This is a genomic window from Luteimonas granuli (assembly GCF_007795095.1).
Classification (GTDB): domain Bacteria; phylum Pseudomonadota; class Gammaproteobacteria; order Xanthomonadales; family Xanthomonadaceae; genus Luteimonas; species Luteimonas granuli.
Genome location: NZ_CP042218.1, coordinates 1697878 through 1719361, shown reverse-complemented (window position 1 = coordinate 1719361; position 21484 = coordinate 1697878). Strand labels below are relative to the sequence as shown.

Below are 21484 nucleotides of genomic sequence, written 5' to 3'. Positions count from 1 at the left end.
GGAGGGGAGACCGGCGCCCGGTAACCGGGGTCGACCCGGGTTCCCGCGCAGACGAACCGGCGGCGCGCCCGGCCGCCCCCAGGGGAAGGAGCTGCACTTGCGAATCCGACATCTCATGCTGGCACTGATCGCCGGCACCGCGGCCGCCGCCGCCCGCGCCTCGCCGCCCGAAGGCCACCTCTGCTGCAACATGCGCACCGACGGCAGCTGGATCAGCGATGGCAACTACGCCGAGAACGGCAAACGCGTCATCCCCTACGGCACCCCGGTCAAGGCCACCGGCTACGGCCGCTACCGGGTCAAGGTGCTGGTGGATGGCGAGCGCCAGGCGATCGGCAACGACTACAGCCGCGACCTCGACAACGAGACCTTCGCGCGCCGCTACATCGTGGCCGAGGATCCGCGCGTGAAGGCCGCCGCCTGGCCGCAGAAGATCCGGGAGGCGATCGGCAACGCGCGCGTGACCCGGGGCATGGACCGTGAACAGGTCCTGATGTCGCTCGGCTATCCGATGAGCAGCGAGAATCCGGACCTCGACGCCGCCACCTGGCGCTTCTGGCTGAGCAGCTTCGACGAGTTCCAGGTGCTGTTCGACGACGGCGGCAAGGTGCGCGACATCGTGGCCGGCCCGACGACCAGGACGCGCGTCTGGATGGACTGAGCCGGCGGCACGGTGGGGCGCGGGACGGCTAGAATGCAGCGCACATGAGCATCGTCCTGCCCCTCGCCGAACCTGCGCCCCGCGCACGCCGCGCCGCGCACGAGGCGCAGCGCCTGGCCAAGCGCCTGCGCCACCAGGTCGGCCGCGCGATCGCCGACTTCGGCATGATCGAGGATGGCGACAGGGTCATGGTCTGCCTGTCCGGCGGCAAGGACAGCTACACGATGCTGGACGTCCTGCTGCAGCTGCGGAAGAAGGCGCCGGTCGAGTTCTCGATCACGGCGGTCAACCTCGACCAGAAGCAGCCGGGCTTCCCGGAGCACGTGCTGCCCGACTGGCTGCGCTCGCAGGGCGTGGACTTCCACATCATCGAGCAGGACACCTATTCGGTGGTCTCGCGCGTGGTGCCCGAGGGCAAGACCATGTGCTCGCTGTGCTCGCGACTGCGGCGCGGCGCGCTGTACACGTACGCCGCCGAACACGGCTTCACCCGCATCGCGCTCGGCCACCACCGCGACGACATGGTCGCGACCTTCTTCCTCAACCTGTTCTTCCACGCGAAGCTGTCGGGAATGCCGCCGAAGCTGCTGTCCGACGACGGCCGCCACGTCGTGATCCGTCCGCTGGCCTACGTGCGCGAGGACGACATCGCGGCCTACGCCGACGCGAGGGCGTTCCCGATCATCCCCTGCAACCTCTGCGGCTCGCAGGAGAACCTGCAGCGCAAACAGGTGCAGAAGATGATGCGCGAGTGGGAGCGCGAGACCCCGGGGCGCATCGACCAGATCGCCCGCGCGCTGGGCGACATCCGGCCTTCGCAGTTGGCCGACCCGAAGCTGTTCGACTTCCTCGGGCTCGGTCACCGCGATGCCGCGGCCACCGCCGACGCCCACGGCTGGCTGGCCGGCGAACCGCACGACGCCCCCTCTCCGGCGACGCCGCCTGATGCCCCGGTACCGCAGTCCCCGACCCGCATGCGCGGGCCGACCGCCGTGTCGGCCGCGCGCCGGCGCGCCCAAGCTGACCTCGACTCCCTACCCCCACAACGGCACCCATCCCGCATGTTCTTCCGCAACCTGACCCTGTTCCGCTTCCCCCTCTCGCTCGATCTCGAGGGCCTCGAGGAGGCCCTGGCCACGCAGCCGCTCAAGCCGGTGGGCCCACTCGAGCTGTCCTCCCGCGGCTTCGTGCCGGCGCTCGGCCGCGACTCGGAAGCCTTCGCGCACCGGATCGGCGACGCCGCCTGGATCGCGGTGGGCGGCGAAGACCGGCTGCTGCCCGCCGCCGTGGTCAACGACATGCTCGCGCACAGGCTCGACGAAGCCGAGGAGCGCGAGGGTCGCCGGCCCGGCGGCCGCGCGCGCAAGCGCATGAAGGAGGAGCTGGTGCACGAGCTGCTGCCGCGCGCCTTCGTGCGCCCCTCGCGCACCGACGCCATGCTCGACCTGAAGCACGGGCTGTGCATCGTCGACACCTCCTCGCGCAAGAACGCCGAGGCCGTGGTCTCGGCGCTGCGCCAGGCGCTGGGCAGCTTCCCGGCGCTGCCGGCGAACGCCGAGATCGCGCCCCGCAGCGTGCTGACCGGCTGGATCGCGGGCGAGCCGCTGCCCGAGGGGCTGTCGCTGGGCGAGGAGTGCGAGCTCAAGGACGGCAGCGACACCGGCGCGATCGTGAAGTGCCAGCGCCAGGACCTGGGCAGCGACGAGATCGCCCACCACCTCGAGGCCGGCAAGCAGGTCACGCGGCTGGCGCTGGTGCTCGACGACCATGTCTCCTTCGTGCTCGGCGAGGACCTGGTGGTGCGCAAGCTCAAGTTCCTCGACGGCGCGGTGGAGCAGCTCGAGTCCGGCGACCGCGACGACCTGCATGCGGAGCTGGATGCGCGCTTCGCGCTGATGTCGGCCGAAGTGCGGCGGCTGTTCGAGATCCTCGAGCCGGCGCTGAAGCTGTCGCGCGTGGATGCCTGAACGCGCTCGCGCGGCGATGGCCATCGTGCGCCTCGCACGCATGCACATCGAGCGACGCCAGCGCCGGTAGAATTGCAGCATGTCGTCCCTGCTCCGCCTGCTGCTCACGAAGTCCGCCGCACCGGGCACCCGCAACGTCCAGCGCGACACCGTCGCGCTCGCCATGGATGACGGCAGCGAGGTCGCGGTGGTGCGCGTGCGCGATCCGCGTGCGCGCCGGCTGCGGCTGTCGGTCGACGAGCGCGGCGCACGCCTGACCCTGCCACCGCGGGCGAGCGCCGCATCGGGCGACCGGTTCCTCGAACAGCACCGCGACTGGCTGCAGGAGCAACTGCGCGCGCACTCGATCGACGACCTGGTCGCGCCGCTCGAGTGCGGCGTCACGCCGGCGCTGCCGCTGCGCGGCGCCATGGTGCCGCTGCGCTGGGAAGCCGGGCGCTACGCCTGCGTCGTGCGCGACGGCGAGGGCCTGCTGTTCCGCCACACCGGCCGCGGCGGCGACGACGCGCTGCGCCGCGCCCTGCGCGATTTCTATGAAAGCGAGGCCCGCGCCGACGTCGGTGCCTGGCTGCCGCGCTACCTGCCGGAGCTGCCGCGTGCACCGGTGCGCATCCGGCTGCGGGCCATGTCCTCGCAATGGGGTTCGCTGGCGCCCGACGGCACCCTGGCACTCGACCTGGCGCTGGTGCTGGGCCGCCCGTCCGCGTTCGAGTACGTGCTGGTGCACGAACTCTGCCATCTGCTGTACGCCGATCATTCGCCGGCGTTCTGGGCCGAAGTCGAGGCCCGCTGCCCCGACTGGCGCAACGAGCGCGACTGGTTCCGCGTCCATGGGAGGCGGCTCAAGGCGATGCTGCGGGTGCTGTCCGGTCCCGCGGCCTGAGGCCGTTGACGTGTTCAGGCTTCCATCTCGGCGTGCCCGGGAGATTCCATGCATCCACTGCTGCTTCTGCTGGTCGTGGCCTGTGCCGCACTCTCCATCGCCGGCTGCCAGCGGGGCACGGACGCTGCGGCCGAGGCGGCCCTAGAAAGCGCCAGCGGCCAGAAGGCGGAGGAGGACCGCGACGGCAACCGCGTGCGGGACGAGGATGAGGAGGGCGTCAGGGCGATCGCCTCCGGCAGCGGCGTCCTGCTGCCGGCGGACTTCCCGGACGATCTGTTCCTGCCGACGACCTATGGGGTCAGCAGCGTGATGGACATCGGCGGTGCGCGGCTGGTGAACCTGGAGTCCAACGGCTCGGTGGCGTCGATGTTCGAAGCCGCGCGCGCCGAAATGGAGCGCAAGGGCTGGTCGCAGACCCTGTCCATGCAGCAGGCCGACAGCGCCATGCTCGGCTTCAGGCGCGGCCGGCGCGAAGCGACCTACAGCTTCACCCGCCGCAACGGTGACCAGCTGATGATCGGCATCCAGCTGCGCGACAACGGCGAACATCCATAGCCGGCGAAGCCGTCGCTCAGCCTGCGGCGAAGAAGCCGCCGATCGCGGCCGCGACCGCCCACGGCTCTTCCATGTGCAGATGATGGCCGCCCGGCAGCACCACCAGCTCGCCCGCCGGCAGCAGCGCCGCGCGCGCCCGCCGCAACGGGTCCGGCAGGTAGGGTTGCGCCGGATCGGCGAACAGCACCTTCGTCGGACAGACGATGCCGGCCACCAGGTCCTCGACCTGGGCTTCGGTCATGCGCACCATCGTCGGCAGGGTCAGGCGCGGGTCGCTGCTCCAGCTCCAGCCGCCGTCCACCGCCACCGTGCCGCGCTCGACCAGCAGCCGTGCCGCCTCCTCGCCGAGGTTGTTGGCCTTCATCCGGGCGCGCACCGCGACCCCGATGTCCGGAAAGACGCGCAAGCGCTTGCCCGGCAGCGCGCGCGTGGCCACGACCGCCTCGCGCAGGCGTTCGACGGTACGCGCAGGCTCCTCGGCCAGGGCGCCCAGGGCCTCGATCGCGACCAGGCGGTCGATGCGGTCCGGGCAGGCGGCCGCCACCAGGCTGGCGATGCCGGCACCCATGGAATGCCCGAGCAGGCCGAAGCGCTCCCAGCCCAGGGCGTCGGCGACGTCGAGCACCGTGTGCACGGCACCGGCGAACGAATAGTCCATGCCGCGCGGCAGGTGGTCGCTGGCGCCGTGGCCGGGCAGGTCGGGCGCCACCAGCTCGATGCCGGGCAGGTGCGGCGCCAGGGGCACGAAACTCGCGGCGTTGTCGAGCCAGCCGTGCAGGGCCAGCACGCGCGGCGCGCCCCCGGTGCCGGCGCGAAGGCCGCGCACCGTGCCCATCGGCAGCGACAGCTCGAATCCGCGCATCAGCGCCATGCCTCGAAGGCCCGGGTCGCGATGCCGGCGATCGCGAGCGCATGCGCGGGCGAATCGTTGAGGCAGGGGATGTAGGACAGCGTGTCGCCGCCGGCCGAGCGGAAGATCTCCGCGTTCTGCAGCGCGATCTCCTCCAGGGTCTCCAGGCAGTCGGCGGAGAAGCCGGGGCAGACGACGTCGATGCGGCGCACGCCCTCCGCCGGCAGCGCGCCCACGGTGGCATCGGTGGCCGGCGACAGCCACTTGCCGCCGCCGAAACGGGACTGGAAGGTGGTCATCCAGGCGTCGCCGGACAGGCCGAGGTCGGCGGCGATCGCGCGCGCGCTGGCGTGGCACTGGCGCTCATAGGGATCGCCGCCGTCGACCAGGCGCTTCGGGATGCCGTGGAAAGAGAACAGCAGCCGCTCGCCGCGGCCATGGCGGTCCCAGTGGGCCCGGATCGAGTCCGCGACCGCATGCACCCAGGCCGGATCGACGTGGTAATCGTCGACCATGCGCGCCTGCGGCCGCTCGCGCGCGATGACGTCGCCCACCGAGGCCGTGGTGGTGGTCGAGTACTGCGGGTACAGCGGCAGCACCAGCACCCGCGCGCCGTCGTCGCGCAGCGCCTTCAGGCGCCGGGCGAGCGACGGCTCGCCGTAGCGCATCACGTGCTCCACGCGCACGCCCGGCAGCCGCGCCCGGACGGCCGCGGCCAGCCGCCGGGTGTGCACCTCCAGCGGCGAGCCTTCGTCCATCCAGATCTCGGCGTACTTGTGCGAGACCTTGCGCGAGCGCAGGGGCAGCACCACCAGGCGCAGCAGCGGCAGCCACAACAGGCGCGGCAGCTGCACCACGCGGGGGTCGGCAAGGAACTCGCCGAGGTAGCGCGCGACGGCCGGGGGTGTCGGCGCCGAAGGCGTGCCGAGGTTGGCCAGCAGCAGGACATCGCTGGCGGGGCGTACGGTGTCGGTCATGCGGATTCCGGCTGCGGGCGGTGACGGCGGCCAGTGTACGGACCGGGGCCCGGACCCGGCACGCCGGGCACGCGGAACGGTGAGGCTCATGGCCGATTCATCGCGGCCCGCATAGGCTCGAAGGCCCTGCGCGCGGTCGACATCGCGCCACCGTCGTCGCATCCTTCCTGTGCATTCCGCCACGGAGTTCCCCATGCCCAAGCGCTCCATGCTCCGCCTGCCCGCCCTCGCCGCCGCGCTGTGTTTCGCCGTGGCCGCCGCGCCCGCGTCCGCCGGACCCGGAGAGGACGCACGCGCGCGCAACGCGGTGCGCGTGCTGGGCGAGATCCAGGCGATCCCGGAATCGGCGATCCCGGAGAAGCTGTTCGACGAGGGCCGCGCGATCGTGGTCGTGCCCGACACGATCAAGGCCGGACTGGTGATCGGCGGCCGCCGCGGCCACGGCCTCATGTCGGTGAAGAATCCCGACGGCACCTGGTCCAACCCCAGCTTCGTCAAGCTCACCGGAGGCAGCATCGGCTTCCAGGCCGGCGTGCAGTCGTCGGACGTGGTGCTGGTGTTCCGCAGCGACCGCGGGCTGGAGTCGATCGTCAACGGCAAGTTCACCCTTGGCGCCGACGCCGGCGTGGCCGCCGGCCCGGTGGGGCGCAACGCGTCCACGGCCACCGACGGCGAGCTCAAGGCCGAGATCTGGTCTTGGTCGCGCGCCCGCGGACTGTTCGCCGGCGTGGCCCTGGACGGCGCGGTGCTGTCGATCGACGACAAGGCCAACGAGGCCGTCTACGGCCGCGACACCACGCCGCGGATGATCTTCGAAGGCCGCGCCCGGGAACGGCCCTCGAGCGCCGTGGTCGATTTCCGCGACAGCCTGGAAGAGGCGACCTCGCATGCGCGACTGAACCGGGGAACGAGCGGCAGCGCCGCGACCACGGCCGCGGCATCGGCGCCGGCATCCGCCCGCGCGCCGACCGTGGAAACCTCGCCCATCGGCCAGGGCGTCCCCGCCGCACAGGCCTCCAGCGGCTTCCAGCCGGTCGACGGTCCGTCTGTGACCTCGGAGCCGCTTCCGGCCGACGACCTGCCGGCCCCGCTGCCCGACCCCATCGACTGAGGCCGGCGGCAGCGTCGGCAGCCACGGGCGAATTGGTATCCTGAGCGCCCGAACACATCCAGGTAACGCAGTATGGGCAGCTTCAGCATCTGGCATTGGATCATCGTCCTGGTGGTCGTGCTGCTGATCTTCGGCACCAAGCGCCTGCGCGGCGCCGGCCGCGACCTGGGCGAGGCGGTCAAGGGCTTCAAGAAGGGCATGGCCGACGACGACGACAAGCCGGCCGGCCAGCTCGGCGACCAGTCGCGCGAAGGCGAGCGCAAGACCGAACGCGAAGACGACAGCGTGCAGCGCTGACCGCGCCGCACCCGGCACTGGGACATGTTCGACCTCGCCTTCAGCGAACTGCTGATGATCGGGCTGGTGGCGCTGGTGGTGCTCGGTCCCGAGCGCCTGCCCAAGGCCGCGCGCTTCGCCGGGCTGTGGGTGCGCCGCGCGCGCGCGCAGTGGTACTCGGTGAAGTCCGAGCTCGAGCGCGAGATGGCCGCCGAGGAGCTCAAGCAGAACCTGGATGCCGTGCGCACCGCGGCCACCGACCTCGACCGTGAGGTGCGCGAGGCCGCCGGCCGGGTCGAGACGGGCGTGCGCGACGCCGGTGCGCATGCGCGTCGGGAAGTGAAGGAACTCGGCGACCGGTTCGAGGGCGTGACGGGCGACGGCAGCGCGACATCCGCGGCGGATCCGGCCGCGCCGGAAGCTCCGGGAAACGCCACCGTGCCGCCCCGCCCGGACGTTTCCGCGGATGGAACCGCCCCCTCCACCCCGCCCATCCCGTCCGGAGACGCCGATGACCGGCGCTGACGGCGAGGGCCACATCTTCGACCACCTGCTGGAGCTGCGCAGCCGCATCATGCGCGGCCTGGCCGGCCTGGGCGTGGTGCTGCTGGCGCTGCTGCCCTTCGCCAACAAGCTCTATGCCTGGCTGTCGGCGCCGCTGGTGGCCAAGCTTCCGGAGGGCGCGCACCTGATCGCGGTCGAGGTCGCCTCGCCGTTCTTCGCGCCGCTGAAGCTGGCGTTCTTCGCCGCGATGGTGACCAGCATGCCGTGGCTGCTTTACCAGGCCTGGGCCTTCGTGGCACCGGGGCTGTACAAGCGTGAGAAGAACCTGGCGCTGCCGCTGCTGGCGAGCTCGCTGCTGTTGTTCTACACCGGCTGCGCGTTCGCCTTCTACGTGGTGCTGCCCTCGGTGTTCGGCTTTCTCACCATGGTCACGCCCGAGGGCGTGGCGATGATGACCGACATCAACGCCTACCTCGACTTCGTGCTGGTGATCTTCCTCGCCTTCGGCCTGAGCTTCGAACTCCCGGTGGCGCTGGTGATCCTGGTGCTGCTGGGCTGGGTGACGCCGGCGCAGCTGAAGGAAGGGCGCGGCTACGCGATCGTCGGCATCTTCATCCTGGCCGCCGTCATCACTCCGCCCGACGTCATCTCGCAGCTGATGCTGGCGGTCCCGATGTGCCTGCTGTACGAGGCGGGGATCGTCGCCGCGCGCATGCTTGCGCCGCGCGGGACCGCCGCGGGTGAGAACGGGACGGAGTGATGCGCCCCGCCGGCTTCTGGCGGCGCAGCGCCGCGTGGAGCCTCGACGCGTGTGCGGTGGCGCTGCCGGCGTTCGTCCTGTGCCAGGCGGCGCTGCGCGACGCCGCCGAGGCGTTCGACACCGCCGGGGCCACCCTGGTGCACGCACTGGCCTGGCGGATGATGGACGCGCTCGAGGCCCTCGACGCCGGCCGCGCACCGCTGGCGATCGCCCTGGGCTGGATGCGCGATCCGGCGCTGCACGCCGCCGCGTCCGGGATCCGCGCGGCCGTGGTGGCCATGCTGCTTCCGGCCCTGCTGGCATTCGTGCCGCTGTTCCTGGCCTGGTGCGTCGGCTTCGAGCGCTCGCGCTGGCAGGCCACCCCGGGCAAGCGGGCGCTGGGCCTGCGCGTGGTCGCCGCCGACGGTGGACGCGCCACCACCGGCGCCGTCGTGCTGCGCTTCGTGGCCGGCACCCTGTCCTGGCTGACGCTCAACCTCGGCCACCTGATGGCGGCGCTCCCGCCCCTGCACGCGGCGCTGCATGATCGCCTCAGCGGCACGCGCGTGCGCCTTGCCGAGGGCACTCCGTCGCGCATGCCCTTCTGGGCCGTGTGCTGGCTGCTGCTGTGGGCGGCGGCCGCTCTGGCCGCCAATGCCTGGCTGCTGGCCGGATTCGAACGCGCCGTGATCGACGCGCTCGATGCTGCCCTCGCGGGGCGCGGTCCCTACGGCGGGCCCTGAGGCGGCCTCAGGCCGCGACGGTGTGGTCTTCCGCGGCAGGCGCGCCGCCGTCCCCGGCGACATCGCGCCAGACGGCGTACATCACGCCCATCATCACCACGAACACCGCCAGCATCGCCAGCAGGTACAGGGGGATGCCGACCACGGCCGCCAGCACCGCGCCGGCCGCGCCCGCAGCGCCGGCGATGGCCGCGAACAGGAGCGCGATCACCGCCGCCACCAGGCTGAAGACCAGGAGGACCGCGAGGGCGAGGAACAACAGGACGACCAGCGGCAGCATGTTGCGAAGTGCGCCCTGCGCGCCGTCACCCAGCGCGCCCAGGGCGCCGCGGCCGCGCAGCGCGACCTGTCCCAGGCCGATCGCCTGGACCGCAAACACCAGGAGGCCGATCACGCTGGCCACCGCCATGGCGCGGCCGAAGCCGGTGGGCAGCTCCATGGTCTCCGCCGGCACCTCGGCGCCGGCCGCGGCGAGGTTCTCCATGTACCAGGACACCACGTCCGGGGCCAGCCAGGTGACCAGGCCGTAGATGGCGAGGTTCTGGATCACGGCCAGCATCAGCAGCAGGCCGCTCGCGTTGAGCCACGCGCCGCGGTCGCGGAAGCCGGCGAAGACCGCGCCGGCGGTGGCCGGGCGGCCGTGCTCGACGGCATCGATGACGCGCAGATAGCCGACCATCATGCCGCCCATCGCCACCATCAGCGGCACGGTGATCACCAGGCTCAGCCACAGGTCGCCACCGCCTCCGGCCGAGGCCTGGATCGCGCCGAGCGCGATGCTGAGCACGATCGCCAGCGCCAGCACCGCCAGCACCAGGAGCGCTGCGCCGCCGAAGATCGCCCGCGGATTCCCGCGGCCGAGGTTGATGCCGAACATCAGCCACTTCCAGCCGGCCGCCGGACCCAAGCTGCGCATGCCCATCCGTTTCCCCTTCGTTCGTGCGTGGCCGCGCCACCCGGCGGCCATCCTAACCGATGGTTTCAGGCGTGCCGGCGTGCCCGACGCACGAAGCGGCGCAGCACGCGGCGCGCATCCGGGGCCGCGCGCACGGCGGCGTGGATCGCCGCCGGATCGCGGCCGCCTTCGGCCAGCCGGTGTTCGCGCGCGGCGACGTAGCCGCGCATGTGGCCGGCGCTGAACTCGGGGTGGAACTGCAGGCCCCAGGCCGACCCGCCCCAGCGGAAGGCATGGCAGTCGTCCAGCGACGAGGCGGCGAGCACGACCGCGCCCTCGGGCGGGCGCAGCACGCTCTGGACATGCGTGGCCTGGGCCAGGATGCGCGCGGGCAGGCCGGTGAACAGCGGATCGTCGGCCGCATGCGGATGCAGGTCGAGGCCGATGGTGCCCATCTCGATGCCGCGCGGGTTGTCGGCGACCTCGCCGCCCAGCGCGTGCGCCAGCAGCTGGTGGCCGTAGCAGATGCCCAGGACGTGCGCGCCATCGTGGGCGGCATCGCGCAACCAGTCGGCGGTGCGCTCGCTCCAGGGTTCGCGGTCGCTGACCATGGCACCCGAACCGGTGACCAGGATCCCGGCGTAGCCCTGGTGCGCCGGCGGCTCCTCGCCGGACTGCACGTCGACCACGTCGACCTCGCCGCGGAACAGGCCGGCGGCGGTGCGGATCCAGTGCGGGAAACGCCCGTGGCGACGCATCGAGGGAACCGGAGTCCCGGTCTCCACGACCAGGAACGGACGCGAATTTCTGAGCATGCACGACACCGTAGGAAGTCACGCTGCCGCGCGGTCGCGCGGAGGGGCCCCGGTATACTAGCGCGCCCACATTCGTCGCGCCCTTCCGCCGGCCGGAGCACGCATGCCCGCACCCACCTTCCAGCAGCTGATCCAGCGGCTCAACGACTTCTGGGCTGCGCAGGGCTGCGTGCTCGTCCAGCCGCTGGACCTCGAGGTCGGCGCCGGCACCTTCCATCCGGCGACCTTCTTGCGTTCGCTCGGCCCGGAGCCGTGGAACGCCGCGTATGTGCAGCCCTGCCGCCGCCCCACCGACGGCCGCTACGGCGAGAACCCCAACCGCCTGCAGCGCTACTACCAGTACCAGGTGGTGATGAAGCCCAGCCCCGACAACATCGTCGAGCTGTACTTCGACTCGCTCCGGGCACTCGGGGTGGACCCGCTGGTGCACGACCTGCGCCTGGTCGAGGACAACTGGGAGTCGCCCACGCTCGGCGCCTGGGGCCTCGGCTGGGAGGTCTGGCTCAACGGGATGGAAGTGACCCAGTTCACCTGGTTCCAGCAGGCCGGCGGCCTGGAGTGCCGCCCGGTGCTCGGCGAGATCACCTACGGCCTGGAACGGCTGTGCATGTACCTGCAGAACGTGGACGACGTCTTCGACCTGGTGTGGACGCTGGGCCCCGATGGCAGCCCCGTCACCTATCGCGACGTCTACCACCAGAACGAGGTGGAGCAGAGCACCTACAACTTCGAGCACGCCGACGTGGCGGAGCTGTCGCACCGCTTCGACGCCTGCGAGGCGGAAGCGATGAAGCTGGTGGAGCTCGGCCTGCCGCTGCCGGCCTACGAGCAGGTGATGAAGGCCAGCCACAGCTTCAACATGCTCGACGCCCGCCGCGCGATCTCGGTCACCGAGCGCCAGCGCTACATCCTGCGGGTCCGCAGGCTGTCGCAGGCGGTCGCCGAAGCGTATTACGCGCAGCGCGAGAAGCTCGGGTTCCCCGGCCTGAAGCCGGCTCCCGGCGTCGATCGCATGCCGGCATCCCGCGACAACGCCCTGGACCACCATCTCGCGATCGAGAAGGACCTGCAGTGACCGACACCGCCCCCCTCCTGATCGAGCTCGGCACCGACGAGCTGCCGGTCGACGCGCTGCCCGGCCTGGCCCGCGCCTTCCTCGACGGCGTGCGCGAGGCGCTGTCGCGGCGCGGCGTGGCGTTCGCCGAGGGCGCCCGGCCGCTGTACGCGCCGCGGCGCCTTGCGGTGCTGCTCCAGGACGTGGCCACGACCCAGCCCGAGCAGTCTTCGGAGGTCCTCGGCCCCTACCTCAACATCGCCCTGGACGCCGAAGGCCGGCCCACGCGCGCACTTCAGGGCTTCGCGCAGAAGGCCGGCGTGGAGTGGACCGCGCTCGAGCGCACCAGCGACCAGAAGGGCGAGCGCTTCGTGCACCGCTCGGTCACGCCGGGCGCCGCCACCCGCGACCTGCTCCAGGCGGTGCTCGACGATGCGATCGCCGCCATCCCGGTGCCGAAGCCGATGCGCTGGGGTGCGCATGCGCACGCCTTCGCACGGCCGGTGCACTGGCTGGTCGTGCTGCTGGGCAGTGACGTCGTGCCCGCCACGGCATTCGGCGTCGCCGCCGACCGCATGAGCCGCGGCCATCGCTTCATGCACGACAAGCCGGTGTGGATCAACGCTCCCGACGACTACGTCGACGCGCTGCGGGGGGCCAGGGTACTGGTGGATCCCGACGAGCGCCGGGACGCGATCGTCGCCGGCGTGCAGGCCGCGGCCGCCGCGGGCGGCGGCGTGGCGCGCATCGACCCCGGCAACCTCGCCCAGGTGGAGTGCCTGGTGGAATGGCCGTCGGCCGTCGCCTGCTCGTTCGAGCCGGAGTTCCTCGCGGTACCGCAGGAAGCGCTGGTGGCGACGATGGAGACCAACCAGAAGTTCTTCCCGGTGCTCGACGCCGATGGCCGCCTGACCGAGCGCTTCATCGGCGTGGCCAACATCGAGTCCCGCGACGCGGCGGAGGTGCGCAAGGGCTACGAGCGGGTGATCCGGCCGCGCTTCGCCGACGCCAGGTTCTTCTTCCTCGAGGACATGAGGCAGGGCCTGACGGCGATGAACGAAGGCCTGGCCACGGTGACCTACCAGGCGAAGCTCGGCAGCGTGGCCGACAAGTCCGCGCGCGTGGCGACGCTCGCCGGGTCGCTGGCGCCCGCCGCCGGCGTCGATCCGGCGCTTGCGGAGCGTGCGGCGCGGCTGGCCAAGGCCGACCTGCAGTCGCGCATGGTCAACGAGTTCCCGGAGCTGCAGGGTGTCGCCGGGCGCCACTACGCGATGCAGGATCCGGCGCTGGCCGACCTCGCCCAGGGCGACCGCGAAGCGCTGGCGGTGGCCCTCGACGAGGCCTGGCAACCGCGCGGCGCCGGCGACGCCATCGCGCCCTCGCCGCTGGGCCGGGTGCTGGCCGTGGCCGAGCGCATCGACACCCTGGCCGGCGGCTTCGCCGCAGGCCTGAAGCCCACCGGCAACAAGGATCCATTCGCACTGCGGCGCGCGGCGCTGGGGCTGGCGCGGACGATGATCGAGGGCGAGATGGAGCTCGATCTTCCGGCGGTGCTGGCGGCCGCAATCATCGCGTTGCCGGCTCTGGACCCGAACGTCGTCGAATTCCAGCGGTCCGTATCGGATGCGATCGAAGGCCTCCACCCCACGTCCAGCGATCCAGCGCGTGGTACGGCGCTTGCGGACCCGGCGCTGGACCTGACGCGGAACAACCCGGTCGGTGAACTCTACGACTTCATCCTCGATCGCCTGCGCGGCTACTACGGCGACCGCGGCGTGCCCGTCCAGCAGTTCAACGCCGTGGCCGCGCTGCGCCCCGCTTCGCTGCTCGACTTCGACCGCCGCGTCGACGCCATCGCCAGCTTCGCGAAGCTGCCCGAGGCCGAGGCCCTCGCCGCCGCCGACAAGCGCATCCGCAACATCCTGCGCAAGGTCGAAGGTGCCGTGCCGGAGGCGGTCGATCCGGCCCTGCTGGCCGAGCCGGCCGAGCAGGCGCTGTCGGCCGCGATGGACGCGGCCTGGGCCGACGCCGGCCCTGCGCTGGAGGGCGGCGACTACGTCGCGGCGCTGGCGCGACTGGCGCGGCTGCGACCCGAAGTCGACGCCTTCTTCGACGCGGTGATGGTCAACGTCGATGACCCGGCGCTGCGCCGCAACCGCCTGGCCCTGCTGCAGCGTCTGGCGCGCCGGCTGGGGAGCGTGGCCGAACTCGGCCAGCTCTCCGCCTGAACGCGGGGCCGGGTCGCGCGGGCACCGCGCGCCCGGCAACGGCGTCGATCGCGCGCCGACGCCGCCCGGTATGCTCACGCGATGCCGTCGTTCCCCCGCGCCGCCGCAGCCCTGTTCCTGTTCGCCGCGATCGGCGGCGCCCACGCGGCCAGCGTCACCTCGGTGGAGATCCGCGGACTCGACGAGGAGATGGAGGAAAACGTCCGCACCTCGCTGTCGCTGGTGGATGCCATCGGCACCGAACTGTCCTGGCGACGCCTGGCCTACATGCTGCATGCCGCCGGCGACGAGACCCGCGAGGCGCTGGAACCCTTCGGCTACTACTCGCCGCGGATCGTGGTCGAGCGCGTGCGCAACGGCGAGCGCAGGGTGGTGCTGGACACCGCGGCCGACGACGGGGACGCCTCCCGCGAGAGCGCCGCGGCCACGGTCGCCAGCGTGCGCGGGACCGGCGACGCGGGCGACGCGCGCGACGGGCAGGCGCCGCTGTCGGTCGTGGTCACCGTGGAGCCGGGCGACCCGGTGCGCGTGCGCCGCGCCGACATCGCCATCATCGGCGAGGGCCACGATGACCCGTATCTCCGCCAGGAGCTGGACGACTTCATCCCGCGCCAGGGCTCGATCCTGCACCACCCGGACTACGAGGCCAGCAAGACCCGGATCAGCCGCCGCCTGGCCGAGCGCGGCTATTTCGACGCCGACTTCTCCGCGCGCCGGGTGGCGGTGACCCGCGCCGGATACGCCGCCGACATCGAACTGGTCTGGACCAGCGGTGAGCGTTACGACATGGGCCCGACCCGCTTCGTGCAGACGCCGCACGAGGTGGTCGATCCCGGCCTGCTGGAGCGCCTGGTGTACTGGGAAGAAGGCCAGTACTACCACCAGGGCCGTCTCGACCGCCTGCGCACCTCGCTCACCGGCCTGGACTACTTCAGCCGCATCGACATCGCTCCGGCACCGGAGGACGCGGTGGACGGCCGCGTCCCGGTCGAGGTCACCCTCACGCCGGCCAGGCGCGATGTCCATACCGCCGGCCTGAGCTACGGCACGGACAGCGGGCCGGGCGTGCGCCTCGGCCAGGAGCGGCGCCACGTCAACCGCCGCGGGCACAAGGCGCTGTGGCAGCTGGACTACGCCCGCAACCGCAAGACCATGACGCTGCAGTACCGCATCCCCGCGTTCCGCTGGCTCGACGGCTGGTACACCGCCAGCCTGCAGGGCGCGGACGAGCAGACGGACTACATCGACACCCGGCGCATCGAGTTCGTCGCCAGCCGCAGCGGCCAGTACAGCCGCAACCTCAACCTGGTGGCCTCGCTGCACGCGCTGCGCGAGCGCTGGGCCTACGAATACGAGGACGATGACGACCCGTCGACGCCGCCGCTATACCGCTATGCCACCTTCACCTATCCGTCGGTGCGCGCCACGTACGTCGACCTCGACGACCCGCTGTTCCCGCGCGGCGGCTACAGCGGCAGCCTGCTGCTGCGCAGCGGCATCGAGGGCGCGGGCTCCGAGGCCGGCTTCATCCAGATGCACGCGCGCGCGCACTGGTACCTGGGCATCGGCGACAGCGACCGCCTGATCCTGCGCGGCGAGGTCGGCCGCACGGAGACCGACGCCCTGATCGACATGCCGCCGAGCCTGCGCTTCTACGCCGGCGGCGACGGCAGCATCCGCGGCTACGAATGGCGCGAGGTGGGCCCGCGCGTGGTCGACGCGGACGAGGACAGCTTCGCGCTCGGCGCTCGGCACGTGATCACCGCCAGCGCCGAGTACGAACACTACTTCCGCGGCGGCCCCTGGGGCGTGGCCGCCTTCGTCGACGCCGGCAGCGCCCACGACGGCTCCGCCGAGCTGCGCACCGGCGTCGGATTCGGCCTGCGCTGGCAGACCCCGGTCGGCCCGCTGCGCCTCGACGTCGCGCGCGGGCTGAACGATCCGGACTCGCCGTTCACCCTGCACCTCAACATCGGCACCAGCCTGTAGCGCATGGCCAGCACGCCCGACATCACGCCGGAAGAGCGCGAGGCGCGGATCGCGGCGCTGCGCGCGCGGCGGCAGGCGCGCATGCGGATGCTGGCGGTGCGCAGCGCGATCGGCGGCGCGGCGGCGATGGCGCTGCTGCTGATGGCCGCGTGGTGGCTGCTGGCCACCCTGGGAGGGCGCGATTTCCTGCTCGCGCAGGTGGTGGCGCGCCTGCCCGCCGGCACGACGCTGGAATGGCGCGATGTCGAAGGTCCGGCGGCGGGACCGCTCACCCTGCACGACCTCGTCTTCGAGCAGCGGGTCTGCCCCGACGTCGACGGCCAGCCGGTGCCCTACGGCCGGTGCGCCGCCCCGGACACACTGCGTTTCAGCGCCCGGCGCATCACCATCGACCCGGACCTGCGCCCGCTGCTCGGCCGCCTGCTGCGCCTGGATGCGCTGCAGGTCGAAGAAGCGGTGCTGGAGCTGCCGCCCGCGGACGATGAACCATTCTCGCTGCCCCGCTGGCCCGAGGTGCTGCCGCGGATCGAGCCGCCGCTGGGCCTGCAGGCCGACGTGATCGTGATCGACGGCTTCCGCGTGCTGCGCGGCGGCGAGCCGATGATCGACATCGCCCGCCTGCGCGGCGGCATGGACGCGCGCAGCGGCCTGCTGCAGCTGCACGACGTTGTGGTCGACAGCGACCGCGGCCTGTTCACCGTGCGCGGCGAGTACGCCCCGGGAGAGGGCTACCGCATGGACCTCACGGCTTCCGCGCTGCTGCCGGCGCCGGCGGGGACCACGCGGCCACGACTGGGCCTGGTGGCGCGCGGCGACCTCGACGCGCTGGACGTGGCGCTGTCCGGCCATGCGCCGGCCCGGGTGCGCGCCCGCATCGCTCTGCGCGGCGGCCGGGAGGCGCCGCGCTGGAGCTTCGCCGCCGCGAGCGATGGCCTGGATCCGACGCTGCTGGCCGGCGCCGGCGAGCCGGGTACGCCGCTGGTCTTCGACCTCGCCGCCAGCGGCACCGGCGGCCGCGCGACCGTGCGGGGGGACATCGCCCGCGGCGGATACCGCGCCACGATCCGGCCCTCGGTGGTGGTGCTGGACGGGCAGGTACTGGAGTTCGACCCCCTGGTGGTGGACCTGCTGGAGGGACGGATCACCGTGACCGGCCGCGGCGACTTCGCCGACCCGGCGGCCGCCGACGTCCGCTACGCCCTCGCCGCACGGGGCCTGGCCTGGGCACCGGCCACGGAGGGCGCCGCGCCCGACCCGGCGGCCACGGTGCGCGCCGACGCCGACATCGGCCTGGCAGGCACCGCCGCGCGCTGGGCGCTGGTGGGCAAGGCCACGCTGCGCCGCAACGGCGATGCGGCCGAGGTGGAGCTTCGCGGCCGCGGCAACCGGGGGGGCGTCGGATTCGACCGCCTGGTCGCGCGCACGCCCGGCGGGCGCCTGGAAGGCAGCGGCCGCGTGGACTGGTCGCCATCGCTGGCATGGACGATCGACGCCGGGCTGGCCGGCTTCGATCCCGGTTACTTCGCGCCCGGCTTCGACGGCGCCATCGACGGCCGGCTCGCGAGTACCGGCAGCACGCGCGACGACGGGGGCCTGGAGCTGGCGGTCGAGGTCGGGCAGCTTGGAGGACAGCTGCGCGGGCGCCGGCTGGCGGGCCAGGCCCGCTTCGCCATGCACGGCGCCGCGCCCGGCGGCACGGCGCAGGCGGGCTATGAAGGCGAGGCCGCGCTCGGCATCGGCGGGAGCCGCGTCGACGCCCGTGGCCGGGTCGGCGAACGCTTCGACATCCAGGCCTCGCTGGCACCGCTGCGCCTCGACGACCTGGTGCCCGGGGCGGCCGGCCGCCTCGAGGGCAGGCTCGAGCTCAGCGGGGCCCGCGACCGTCCCGACCTGCACACCGACCTGGACGGCAGCGGCCTGCGCCATGGCGACTACTCGGCCGGCCGCCTCCGCCTGCGCGGACATCTGCCCTGGCGCGGTGGCGGGGGCGAACTGGCCCTCGACGCCGACGGCGTGCAGGCCGGCCTCGCGCTGGAGACGCTGACGCTGCGCGCGCGCGGTGCGGTGGAGGACCTGCGGCTCGACGCCGCGGCCAGCGGCGACATCGGCCGGGCCGCGCTGTCGGGCAGCGCGCGGCGCGGCGGCAACGGCCTGTGGCGGGGCGCGCTGGAGGCACTGGAGATCGCGCCGTCGCCGGGCGCGGCCTGGCGGCTGCAGTCCGCGGCCATCTTGGCGCAGGGCGCGGGCGCACGCTGGACGCTGTCACCGGCCTGCCTGGCGGCGGACGTCGGCGGATATCTCTGCGCCAGCGCCGACTGGCCCCGGCAGGGCCTGTCCATCGACGGCAGGCAGCTGCCGCTGGCCCTGCTCGCACCCTACCTGCCGAAGCAGGAAACCGGGCGTCCCTGGCATCTCGAGGGAGACATCGACCTCGACGGCCGGCTGCGTCCCGCGGGCCGGGCCTGGCAGGGCCATCTGGACGTCGCCTCCGCCGGGGGAGCGCTGCGCACCGGCCCGCGTTCGGGCCGCGACGTGATGTCCTACGCCGGCCTGACGCTGGAGGCCGGGTTCGATGCCCGCCGCATCTCCGCCACCCTGGGCCTGGGCTTCAACGGCAGCGGCCGGATCGATGCGACGCTGCGCACCGGCTGGGACGCCTGGGCGCCGCTGGAAGGTTCGGTCGCCGCGGCCACCAGCGAGCTGACCTGGCTGGAGCTGTTCTCGCCCGACATCGTTTCGCCCACCGGGCGCCTGGACGCCGACATCCGCCTCGCCGGGACGCGCGCGCAGCCCACCATCGGCGGCAGCGCCGCGCTCACCGGTTTCGGCGCCGAGATCCCCGCGCTGGCGATCGCCATCGTTGACGGCGAGGCGCGGCTCGATGCGCGGCCCGACGGCAGCGCGTCGATCAGCGGTCGCCTGGGCACCGGCGGCGAGGGCCGGCTGGCGATCGACGGCAGCCTCGACTGGCGCACCCCGGGCGCGCCGCTGCTGCTGCGGGTGCACGGCGACGACGTGCTGGTCTCCGACACCCGCGACCTGCGCGCCGTGGCCAGCCCGGACGTCGAGCTGCGCTACGCCGCCGGCCGGCCGCTGCAGGTCGCCGGCCGGGTGCTGGTGCCGAGCGCGCGCATGGACCTCGAGCGGCTGAGCGACGGCGTCTCCGCCTCGCCGGACGTGGTGGTCCTGGATCCGGTGGATCCCGAGGCCGGGCCGGCGCTGCCGATGGAACTCGACCTTGCGCTGGCCATGGGCGACGACGTCCATCTCGACGGTTTCGGCCTCGAAGGGCGGCTGACCGGCGAACTGCGCGTGGTCTCGCGCGCCGGCCGCGAGATGACCGGCCACGGCCTGCTCGAGGTCGCCGGGCGCTACGAGGCCTACGGCCAGGAGCTGGCGATCACCCGCGGCCGGATGGTCTGGTCGAACACGCCGGTCTCCGACCCGGTGCTCGACATCCGCGCCGAACGCCGCGTGGGCGAGATCACCGCCGGCATCGACGTCAGCGGCCGCGCCTCGGCTCCACGCGCGCAGGTGTGGACGAATCCCGCCAGCGACGAGTCCGAGGCCCTGGCCTACCTCGCCCTGGGCCGGCCCTTGTCGAGCCTGAGCGGTCGCCAGGCCAGCGACCTCGATGCCGCGTCGGCCGCGCTCAATGCCGGCGGAAGCCTGCTGGCCGGGCAGCTCGGAAAGCAGATCGGCCTCGACGATGCCGGCGTCACCCAGTCGCGCGCGCTCGGTGGCAGCGTGTTCGGCATCGGCAAGCAGCTTTCACCCCGGCTCTATGTCGGCTTCGGCGTGTCGCTGCTCGGCACCGGCCAGGTGCTGACGCTCAAGTACCTGCTGCGCAAGGGCTTCGACGTCGAGATCGAATCGAGCACCGTGGAGAGCCGCGGTTCGATCAACTACCGCCACGAGCGCTAGCGGGCCGCGCCGGATCCGCCCGGGCCGCGAGGGACGATGCGGGCGCCGTGGAGTCCGGCGACACCGTCTTCCACATCGGTCCACACCACATGGGCAATGCCGTCCGCCACCGCCAGCTGCGGAAAGCCGGTGCCGCGGCCGCGGCCGGCGAGCCTGGCGACCTCGATGCGCTGGTGTTCGATCGCCAGGTCGGGCGAACGCCGCGAGAGCCAGAGCGACTGGCCGTCGCCGTCTTCGCGCATCCAGAGGACCCAGGCCTGGCCAGCGCCCAGGGCCACGGCCACGCGTCCCTGCACCGCCTCGCCGCGGTCGAGCGTGAGCGGCGCGGAGAAACCGTCGCCGGCGTCGACGCTGTGGGCGATGCGCACTTCCGGCGTGTCGCCGTCCGCGGCGGTGTACCAGGCGACCACCGCGGCCTCGCCTTCGGCCGCCACCGCCGGGCCGTTGACCGGACAGGCCGGCATCACCCAGCCGTCGGCGTGCACCGGCTTCGGCGCGGTCCAGGCGTCCCCGTCCAGGCGCGTGGCGAAGATGTCGCGGACCTCGCCGTCGGTGCGGTCGCGGTAGACCAGCAGCGGGCCGCGGGCGGTGACCGCGGCGCTGGTCTGGCAGCAGTCGCAGACGCTGGCGTCGATCCCGACCTCGGCATCCTTGCGCAGGGCGCCGTCGAAGCTCGCGGCGCGCAGCGACATGGCACCCGTGGCGTGCCCGGCGTGCGTGCCGCCGGCGGTATTGCGGCCATCGAGCCAGGCGATGCCGAGCGCGCCCGGTCCCTGCGGCCACATCGACACGAAGCCGTGCTCGGTCTGCGTGCCGTCGTCGTGCGGACTCACCGGCGCGCTCCAGTTGCGGCCGCCGTCGCTCGAGCGCGCCAGCCGGACGTCGTAGGCATAGGGCGCTTCGCCGTTCTTCTGCAGCCAGTGCGCCCACAGCGCGCCGTCGGGCGTGGACATGATGTGCGGCGTGTCGGCCCAGTTCACGAACATGCTGTTGCCCACCGCGATGGTCGCGGGCGCCATTTCCCAGCGCGAGGCGTTCAGGTCGTAGCTGGAGAACTGCAGGATGTGGCGGCGCCCGCGCTGCGAGTTCACCCAGGACAGCAGCAGCCTGCGGTCGCCGGCGGCGACGAGGTCCGGCATCGCGGACCCGGCGAGCATGGCTGGCAGAGGCCACTGCTCCACCAGGCGCTCGACGGCTGGATCGGCGCCGGGGGCGGAATCAGGGACGGAGGCGGCCGGCGCGGGCGCTTCGGCCCCACAGCCCGCGGCGAGGGCAAGCACGACAGAAGCGAGGATGGCGATACGCATGGCGCG

Annotated in this window: 17 protein-coding genes and 2 pseudogenes; 14 read left to right on the top strand and 5 right to left on the bottom strand. The window is 73.0% G+C overall.

Annotated elements, in window-relative coordinates:
• The first annotated feature begins 97 nt into the window (after positions 1-97).
• The 5 genes and pseudogenes from FPZ22_RS07895 to FPZ22_RS07875 all read left to right on the top strand — a co-directional run bounded on the left by FPZ22_RS07895 (position 98) and on the right by FPZ22_RS07875 (position 4066).
• Positions 98-661: a hypothetical protein gene (locus FPZ22_RS07895; RefSeq protein ID WP_425462994.1), complete on the top strand. Its 564-nt coding sequence runs from the start codon at positions 98-100 to the stop codon at positions 659-661.
• A 44-nt stretch (positions 662-705) separates the two neighbouring features.
• A pseudogene (ttcA, locus tag FPZ22_RS07890) lies at positions 706-1569 on the top strand (tRNA 2-thiocytidine(32) synthetase TtcA); the annotation flags it as partial.
• A gap of 153 nt (positions 1570-1722) precedes the next feature.
• Positions 1723-2628 (top strand): recombination-associated protein RdgC, encoded by a 906-nt coding sequence (locus tag FPZ22_RS07885; protein WP_144894043.1) that lies wholly within the window; start codon positions 1723-1725, stop codon positions 2626-2628.
• 79 nt (positions 2629-2707) lie between these two features.
• Entirely contained in the window at positions 2708-3511 is an 804-nt protein-coding gene (locus tag FPZ22_RS07880) for a M48 family metallopeptidase (RefSeq protein WP_144891931.1), read from the top strand.
• 48 nt (positions 3512-3559) lie between these two features.
• A complete protein-coding gene (locus tag FPZ22_RS07875) occupies positions 3560-4066 on the top strand; it encodes a hypothetical protein (RefSeq protein ID WP_144891929.1) in 507 nt (168 codons plus the stop codon).
• Between the two features lie 16 nt (positions 4067-4082).
• On the opposite strand, the gene FPZ22_RS07870 is transcribed toward FPZ22_RS07875, so the two are convergent.
• The gene (locus FPZ22_RS07870; RefSeq protein WP_246121019.1) at positions 4083-4928 is read right to left on the bottom strand and encodes an alpha/beta fold hydrolase; all 846 of its coding nucleotides are present in this window, start codon (positions 4926-4928) and stop codon (positions 4083-4085) included.
• The gene (hemH, locus tag FPZ22_RS07865) at positions 4928-5893 is read right to left on the bottom strand and encodes a ferrochelatase (protein WP_144891928.1); all 966 of its coding nucleotides are present in this window, start codon (positions 5891-5893) and stop codon (positions 4928-4930) included. Before hemH ends, FPZ22_RS07870 begins: the two co-directional genes overlap by 1 nt.
• Before the next feature lie 208 nt (positions 5894-6101).
• Here hemH and FPZ22_RS07860 point away from each other — a divergent pair, with 208 nt between their 5' ends.
• From FPZ22_RS07860 to FPZ22_RS07840, 5 genes are all read left to right on the top strand, one after another.
• Entirely contained in the window at positions 6102-7004 is a 903-nt protein-coding gene (locus FPZ22_RS07860; protein ID WP_144894039.1) for a lipid-binding SYLF domain-containing protein, read from the top strand.
• Between the two features lie 72 nt (positions 7005-7076).
• Positions 7077-7301: a Sec-independent protein translocase subunit TatA gene (gene tatA, locus FPZ22_RS07855; RefSeq protein WP_144891926.1), complete on the top strand. Its 225-nt coding sequence runs from the start codon at positions 7077-7079 to the stop codon at positions 7299-7301.
• A 24-nt stretch (positions 7302-7325) separates the two neighbouring features.
• Entirely contained in the window at positions 7326-7805 is a 480-nt protein-coding gene (gene tatB / locus FPZ22_RS07850) for a Sec-independent protein translocase protein TatB (RefSeq protein WP_144891924.1), read from the top strand.
• Positions 7792-8544, top strand: a complete 753-nt coding sequence (gene tatC, locus FPZ22_RS07845; RefSeq protein WP_144891922.1) for a twin-arginine translocase subunit TatC — start codon at positions 7792-7794, stop codon at positions 8542-8544. The genes tatB and tatC overlap by 14 nt, the downstream gene beginning before the upstream one ends.
• On the top strand, positions 8544-9266 hold the full coding sequence (locus FPZ22_RS07840) for an RDD family protein (protein ID WP_144891920.1): 723 nt from the start codon (positions 8544-8546) through the stop codon (positions 9264-9266). The genes tatC and FPZ22_RS07840 overlap by 1 nt, the downstream gene beginning before the upstream one ends.
• Before the next feature lie 7 nt (positions 9267-9273).
• Here FPZ22_RS07840 and FPZ22_RS07835 read toward each other — a convergent pair whose 3' ends face one another.
• Entirely contained in the window at positions 9274-10182 is a 909-nt protein-coding gene (locus tag FPZ22_RS07835; RefSeq protein ID WP_144891918.1) for a hypothetical protein, read from the bottom strand.
• Positions 10183-10247: 65 nt separating this feature from the next.
• Entirely contained in the window at positions 10248-10976 is a 729-nt protein-coding gene (locus FPZ22_RS07830) for a glutamine amidotransferase (protein ID WP_144891916.1), read from the bottom strand.
• Between the two features lie 103 nt (positions 10977-11079).
• Between FPZ22_RS07830 and glyQ the strand changes: the two are divergent.
• The 4 genes and pseudogenes from glyQ to FPZ22_RS07810 form a co-directional block, all read left to right on the top strand.
• Positions 11080-11967, top strand: a pseudogene (gene glyQ / locus FPZ22_RS07825) (glycine--tRNA ligase subunit alpha); the annotation flags it as partial.
• Positions 11968-12047: 80 nt separating this feature from the next.
• Complete coding sequence (glyS, locus tag FPZ22_RS07820) at positions 12048-14258, top strand: glycine--tRNA ligase subunit beta (RefSeq protein WP_144891912.1); 2211 nt, start codon at positions 12048-12050, stop codon at positions 14256-14258.
• An 81-nt stretch (positions 14259-14339) separates the two neighbouring features.
• Positions 14340-16247, top strand: coding sequence for an autotransporter assembly complex protein TamA (locus tag FPZ22_RS07815; RefSeq protein ID WP_342779159.1), 1908 nt, complete (start codon positions 14340-14342; stop codon positions 16245-16247).
• 3 nt (positions 16248-16250) lie between these two features.
• Positions 16251-20171, top strand: a complete 3921-nt coding sequence (locus FPZ22_RS07810) for a translocation/assembly module TamB domain-containing protein (protein WP_144891910.1) — start codon at positions 16251-16253, stop codon at positions 20169-20171.
• On the opposite strand, the gene FPZ22_RS07805 is transcribed toward FPZ22_RS07810, so the two are convergent.
• Positions 20168-21478 carry a sialidase family protein gene (locus FPZ22_RS07805; protein ID WP_144891908.1) on the bottom strand — a complete coding sequence of 437 codons (1311 nt, stop codon included), beginning with the start codon at positions 21476-21478 and terminating at the stop codon, positions 20168-20170. The genes FPZ22_RS07810 and FPZ22_RS07805 overlap by 4 nt on opposite strands.
• Positions 21479-21484: the final 6 nt, after the last annotated feature.